This window comes from Burkholderia sp. ABCPW 111, assembly GCF_000773065.1.
Lineage (GTDB): Bacteria > Pseudomonadota > Gammaproteobacteria > Burkholderiales > Burkholderiaceae > Burkholderia > Burkholderia savannae.
Genome location: NZ_JPWT01000059.1, coordinates 76934 through 82933, shown reverse-complemented (window position 1 = coordinate 82933; position 6000 = coordinate 76934). Strand labels below are relative to the sequence as shown.

Here is a 6000-nt window from a genome sequence, read left to right as displayed (position 1 = left end):
CGCGGTTCGCGGTTCGCGGTTCGCGGTTCGCGGTTCGCGGTTCGCGGTTCGCGGTTCGCGGTTCGCGGTTCGCGGTTCGCGGTTCGCGGTTCGCGGTTCAAAGTGTAAATGCGAAGTGCGAATGCGAAATGAGAAATGCGATGGCGATATGCGGTTCGCATCGAGCGCCGCGCGATGCGCGCGATGCGCCGGTGCGTGCGAACCGGCCGCCTCGCCGCATGCGCTTCGCCATCTCGTTTTGCTCTCTCGTTTTGCTCCCTCGTTTCGCCCCCTCGCTTCGCTCACTCCGTCTCGCCGCGCCCGCACCGCCCGCGCCCCGCGCGCCCCTGGAGCGCCGGGCGCTGCCCCGCTCGCCAACCATGAAACCGACTCACTTCGATGATGAATGCAACCAAGAACCTGATCTCGACACGCGTCACGACGCCGCCCGGTGACGCGCCGCGCCCGTCGCCGCGGCAGCGCCTGCTGCGCGCGACGCTATCGCCCGTCGGCATGCTCGCCGTCGCGGCGGCGCTGGCGGCGGGCGTCGCCGTGGCGGACCGGCTCGAGCATCCGGCGCCCGGCGCGCAGTCCGTCACGCGCGCGCAGCTCGACGAATGGCGCGCGATGGTCGAACAGGCGGCCGAGCCGCGCGCGCTCGGCCGCCTTCGCGCGCTCGCGCAGCGCGGCTCGGCCGACGCGCAGTCGGCGCTCGGCCTCGCGCTCGTCGGCTCGCGCGATCTCGCGCTGCGCGACGAAGGCATGCGCTGGCTCGAAACGGCCGCGCGCGCGGCGCCGCTCGGCAGCGCGCCGACGAGCGCCGGCGTGCGCGACGCGCGCCTCGCGCTCGGCAAGGCATGGCTGCTCGGCACGGGCGGCGCCGCGCGCGACTACCCGCGCGCGCTTGCGATGCTGCGCCCGCTCGCCGCCGTGGGCGATCCGAACGCCGCGTACTACGTCGGCCTCATCTACCGCAGCGGCTACGGCACGCCCGCCGATCCCGCCGAGGCGGCCCGCTGGTTCGAGCTCTCGGCCCGCCACGACATACCGGCCGCGCAATTCATGCTCGCGAACGCGTACCGCGACGGCAGCGGCGTGCGCCGAGACGAGGCGCGCGCGCTCGCGCTGTACCGGCAGGCCGCCGACCGCGAGCTGCCGGAAGCGGTGCAAACGCTCGCGATCGCGTACCGCAACGGCGAACTCGGGCTGCCGCGCGACCCCGACGCGTTCCACGCGCAATGGATCGAGGCCGCGCACGCGCTCAAGCACCCGGCGCTCGCGCCTTGATCGAACGAATGCCTTGAACGGGCGCGGCGGCGGGCCACGGGAACCCGCCGTCGCGCGGATGCGGCGGATGCGCCTGCCGCCACGCGAACACACGAACACACGAACACACGAACGCGCAAACACGCAGGCGCGCACGCGCGCTTTACGCCCCTCCGCCCAGCCGATCGCGCCGCCCGCCGCGCGAACTCCGCCCCCCAAAAAACGAAGCGATCGACGAATTCAAAAAGAGGCGCGCGAGACGATCGTGTACGAATACGCATGGCGGCCGAACCACGCATTTCGGCCGCGCTTGCCTTCCGGCGAGCCACCCCGTTTACGCGAAGCCCTTGTTCCACACGACACTCATGACCGTCCGTTTTTCCGACCTCCCGCCGGGCATCCGCTCGGCGTCCGCGCCCTCCCCGCACGACGGCGCGACCGACGCGCTGCTCGCCGAGCTCGCGCAGCGGCTCGGCCTGCCCAGCCTGCAATTCGATTCGCAGGGCCTCTGCCGTCTGCTGATCGACGAATCCCTGCCGATCCTGCTGCGCCGTAGCGGCGCGCAACTCGTCGTCGTCGGACGCATCGACTGGCCGCTGCCCGCGGCGGCGACCGACGACACGCTGCGCCGGCTGCTGCATGCGGCGCTCAATCCGCTGCTCGGCGAGCAACCGGGCATCGGCTGGCATCCGGAGCTGGGGCTCATCGCGTATCGGGCCGAGACGGCGACGGAACTGACGGCCGAAGCGCTCGCGCATCGGCTGTCCGATTTCATCGTCTGGGTAAAGGCGTTTCCCGCGTCGCTGCGCGACACCGCGCACGTGGCGCAACACGAGAAGAGTGTGATCCATGATCGAGTTTAAGCATCTCGCCGCAACGGCGGGCGCGTCGCCGAATGCGCCACAGGACGTCCGCTCCGAAGGGACATTGCAGGCCGGCGGGCACGAACACCGCGTCGACGCGAATCCGCAGCGCCTGCCGCACACGCATCCGCGGCACGCGGATGTCAGCGCCTTTTTCGAAGGCGCGAACCGGGCCTTCGCGAACGACGGCGCGGCGCCGAGCGCGCGTCCCGCGCCGCCCCCGCCGCCCCCGCTGCTTGCGCCCGCGCTCGGCTCGCTAGCGCCGCCCCCACCGCCCGCGCCCTCGCTCGGCTCGCTAGCGCCGCCCCCACCGCCCGCGCCCTCGCTCGGCTCGCTAGCGCCGCCCCCACCGCCCGCGCCCGCGCTCGGCTCGCTAGCGCCGCCCCCGCCGCCCGCGCCCGCGCTCGGCTCGCTTGCGCCCCCGCCGCCGCCCACGCCTTCGCTCGGCTTGCGGACGCCCCCGCCGCCGCCAGGCGCACCGCGGCCGATGCCTCCCATGGCGCCAATGGCGCCGCTGCCGCCCGCCGCCGGCGCGGCCGCGGCTACCGCTACCGCTACCGCAACCGCGCCGCGCGCACAGGCATTTCAGCCGATCGAGCTCAAGCCGTTCGTGAACGAGAACAAGCAGCCGTCGCCGAACTGGTCGGTCAAGGATTATGTCGACATCGACAAGCTGAGCGCGGGCCTCGCGTCCGTGCTCGGCATCGCGCCGCCGCGCATGGACATCGCCGAGACGACGATGGAAGGGCTGTCGAAAGTGATGGGCATTCCGTACTACGCGGACGAGCCGACGCTCAACCCGATCGCGTGGACATCGCCCGAAGGCAGGATTCACATGGCGACCGACGCGCCCGAATATTCGTCGGGCGGCGTGCTCGACGCCGCGAAGATCCGCTCGACGATCGTGCACGAGAGCGTGCATGCGGCTTCGCACGATCACACGGGCTTTCAGCAGACGACGAAGGAAGCCGGCATCAATTCCAACTGGAACTACGACGAGTTCGCGACCGACTACTTCGCGCACAAGGTTTATCGGACGCTTTATCCGGACGCCGACTACAAGACCAACTATTTCACGACGGATCTCGGCGGACGGCCGAAAGTCTGGGGCGGCAATCTGATCGGGTTCATGATCCAGTCCGGACACATGCGCGAGGCCGACATCAGGTCGGCCTACGCGAACGGCGACGGTTCGCTCGCGCTGCTCGAAGGCGAGAAGCTCGACGCGTGGAAGCAGTACGCGAAGACCGGGCGCGCGACGGGCGCGATCGCGCGCGCGGTCGCGACCGGCGCGACAACGCCGCCGGAAGGCGTCGCGCAAGCGGCCGACGCGACGCAGCGCGTCGATCACCGCATCAAGCAGGCGGCGACGGGCGCGGCGATCTCGAGCGCGGTCGCCGGCGCCGCCGGTGCGATTCCGCAGCCGCCGGCGAAGGTCGCATCGGGCGTGATCGGCGCGACGGACAAGCTCGCGACGGACACGCAGGCGTCCGACAGCCTGCGCGAGGCGGCCGGCTCGTCCGGCGACGCGAGCGCGTCGAAGCAGGCGGCGGGCGAAAATCCGCGCGCGAAGCTCGACGGCGGCGCGCCGTCGGGCGACCGAAGCGCGCCGCAGCCGGAAGCCGGGGATGCCGGGGCGACGGCGTCCGCGCACCGGCCGTTGCCGACGAGCCAGCCGTTCAAGGCGTCGGACACGTCAGGGGAGCGTCTCGCGGACAAACTGCTGGCGTCGTTCACGCCGCTCGATTTCCGTGCCGCCGCGCAGGCCGCCACGCCCGGGAGCGCCGCGGCCGCCGCCCCGTCGGCCGAATCAGCCATCGACGCGCGCGCGCGTCAACTGGCGCAGCCCGTGACCGGTCTGGCGGGCGCGCTGATCGATGCGCTCGGCGGTTCACGCGATCCGCAGGGCGGCGCGGCGCTACGCAGGCTCGCGCAAAAGAATCAGTACGGCGAATTCGAGATCGGCGCGGCGTTGGCGCGCCGTCTGACCGACCGGCCTTCGGCCGAGCGCGGCGCGGGAATCGAGCTGAACGACGCGTACCTGCAGTTGCTGCAGGCGGTCGTGACCGACAGCGACAGTCAGGCGGTCGCCCGGGAGGTCGCGAAACTGCTGCGTTCGCCGGATCACGAGAAGTCGGGCCTGAGCCGGCTGCTGCAAGGCAAGCTGCCGGGCTATTACAAGGCCGTGCTCGACCACGGCGTGAATCATCCGCAACTGCTCGCATCGATGAAGGGGTTGCTCGCGGAACTCGACGACAAGGCCGCGCAAGCGCGGCCGGGCGACCGAGCCGCGCTCGACAAGCTGACGGGCAAAATCAAGAACCAGTTCGACGAAGTGGTCGGCCGCCTGCGGGAGCCGTTGCCGGAAACGGCCGCGGCGTCGAAGGACAGCGTGAAGGCGCGGCTCGAAAACATCAAGCTCCGGGCCTGGCAGATCGCGCAGCGCAAAGCCGCGGAAGAACATCGGCAGACGATGCTCGAACGCGCGCAGGAACAGCTCCAGTCGCAATTGAACGAGCGCCTGAAATCGCACGGCCTGAATCTGCCCGACTACATGCGGGCGAGCCTCGGCGACGCGCATCTGTCGCTGCTGCGCGCGTTGCACGAGCAGTTCGGGCAGCGCATGCAAGCGAGCGGCGACTCCGTCAAGGCGCGCTTCGCGCAGCGGCTCGACGCGGCGCGCGCGAGCGTCGGCGCGGTACGGGCGCGCGTCGACGAATTCGAGCAGCGGCTCGCCGAGCTCAAGGCGCAACCGCGCGCGAGCGCGACGAAGTCGGAAAAGGCGACGGTCGAAACGGCGCTCAAGGCCGAGAAGAAGGCGCTCAAGGAGGCGACGCGCGCGTTCGAGGACGTCGCGGACAGCGCGCGACGCGCGCTCGACGGCGCGCAGTACGCATTGCGGCACGAAACGCGCGCCGAATTGATCCGCGCGATGCTCGACAGCGGCGTGTTCGTCGAGAACAAGACGGAGGAAGCCGATGCGCTGAAGCGGTGTCTCGAATCGAGCCAGGCGAAGGATATCGTGATGCGCGCGGTCGAACGGGCGAAGGATTATTCCGGGCTCGTCGACAAGGACAAGGCGATTCGCGTCGCGAGCGAGGCGCTCGTGCGCCACGTGATGAACGATCGCTTCTTCGTCGACAAGATGGCGCGAATTCAACAGAGCTTCTCGAATCTCGCCGCACGTCGCGAGGCCGGGCAGGCGGCGCCGGGCGTCGCGTTGCACGACGCGCGCCGCGAGGCGGCGTCCGGCGCGGAGCATCGGGTCGGCGAGGCGGTGTCGTCGCAGGTGAAGGCGCAGGCGGCAACGGCGGCCGAGCAGGTCGCGCGCAAACAGGCGCAGACCGAGGCGGCGCTGCAGGCCGAGCGCGCGGCGAAGGACGCGGCGATGCGCGCTGCGCAGCGCGACGCGCAGCAGCAGGCGGAGCGGGAGGCGCAGCGCAAGGCGGAGCAGGAAGCGGAGCGTCGCGCGCGCGAAAGCGCCGAATCGGCTGCGCGCGACGCCGCGCGTCGCGCGGCCGAGGAAAAGGCTGCTCAGGCGGCGCGACAGCAGGCTGAACAGGAAGCGAGGCGGGGGATCGAGCGGGCCGCGGCCGAGCGCGCGCATCAGATCTGGGCCGACAACTTCAATCGGCAATTGCAGCGCGCCGACGGCAACCTGCGCGACATCAACCTCGAGGAGCGCCTCGACAGGCTGCGCAACGGCGACATCGAGGAGCGTCTCGACAGGCTGCGGGAGGACCCACCGCGGCCCGATCCCGCGACGCGCGCCGGCGCTCGCCAGGCGCAAGCGCTGACGTCGGACGGCAAGCCGCGAATCGTCTGACGCGCCGTTTCGCCGTTGCCGGCCGGGCGCATCGCGCGACGCACCTGGCCGGCACGCGAACGCGGC

At 71.4% G+C, this 6000-nt stretch carries 3 protein-coding genes; all 3 read left to right on the top strand.

What is annotated here, in order from left to right:
• The first annotated feature begins 378 nt into the window (after window positions 1-378).
• The 3 genes from X946_RS11175 (at window position 379) to X946_RS36160 (ending at window position 5934) form a co-directional block, all read left to right on the top strand.
• Window positions 379-1266: a tetratricopeptide repeat protein gene (locus X946_RS11175; RefSeq protein ID WP_038747156.1), complete on the top strand. Its 888-nt coding sequence runs from the start codon at window positions 379-381 to the stop codon at window positions 1264-1266.
• A gap of 344 nt (window positions 1267-1610) precedes the next feature.
• A complete protein-coding gene (locus tag X946_RS11170; protein WP_052145057.1) occupies window positions 1611-2108 on the top strand; it encodes a type III secretion system chaperone in 498 nt (165 codons plus the stop codon).
• 496 nt (window positions 2109-2604) lie between these two features.
• Window positions 2605-5934: a hypothetical protein gene (locus X946_RS36160; RefSeq protein ID WP_235364013.1), complete on the top strand. Its 3330-nt coding sequence runs from the start codon at window positions 2605-2607 to the stop codon at window positions 5932-5934.
• The last annotated feature ends 66 nt before the right edge of the window (window positions 5935-6000 follow it).

What these genes read in the sequence shown, in the direction of transcription:
- X946_RS11175 (WP_038747156.1), top strand. Translation starts at nt 379, where the DNA reads ATGATGAATGCAACCAAGAACCTGATCTCGACACGCGTCACGACGCCG.
- X946_RS36160 (WP_235364013.1), top strand. Translation starts at nt 2,605, where the DNA reads ATGGCGCCAATGGCGCCGCTGCCGCCCGCCGCCGGCGCGGCCGCGGCT.
- X946_RS11170 (WP_052145057.1), top strand. Translation starts at nt 1,611, where the DNA reads ATGACCGTCCGTTTTTCCGACCTCCCGCCGGGCATCCGCTCGGCGTCC.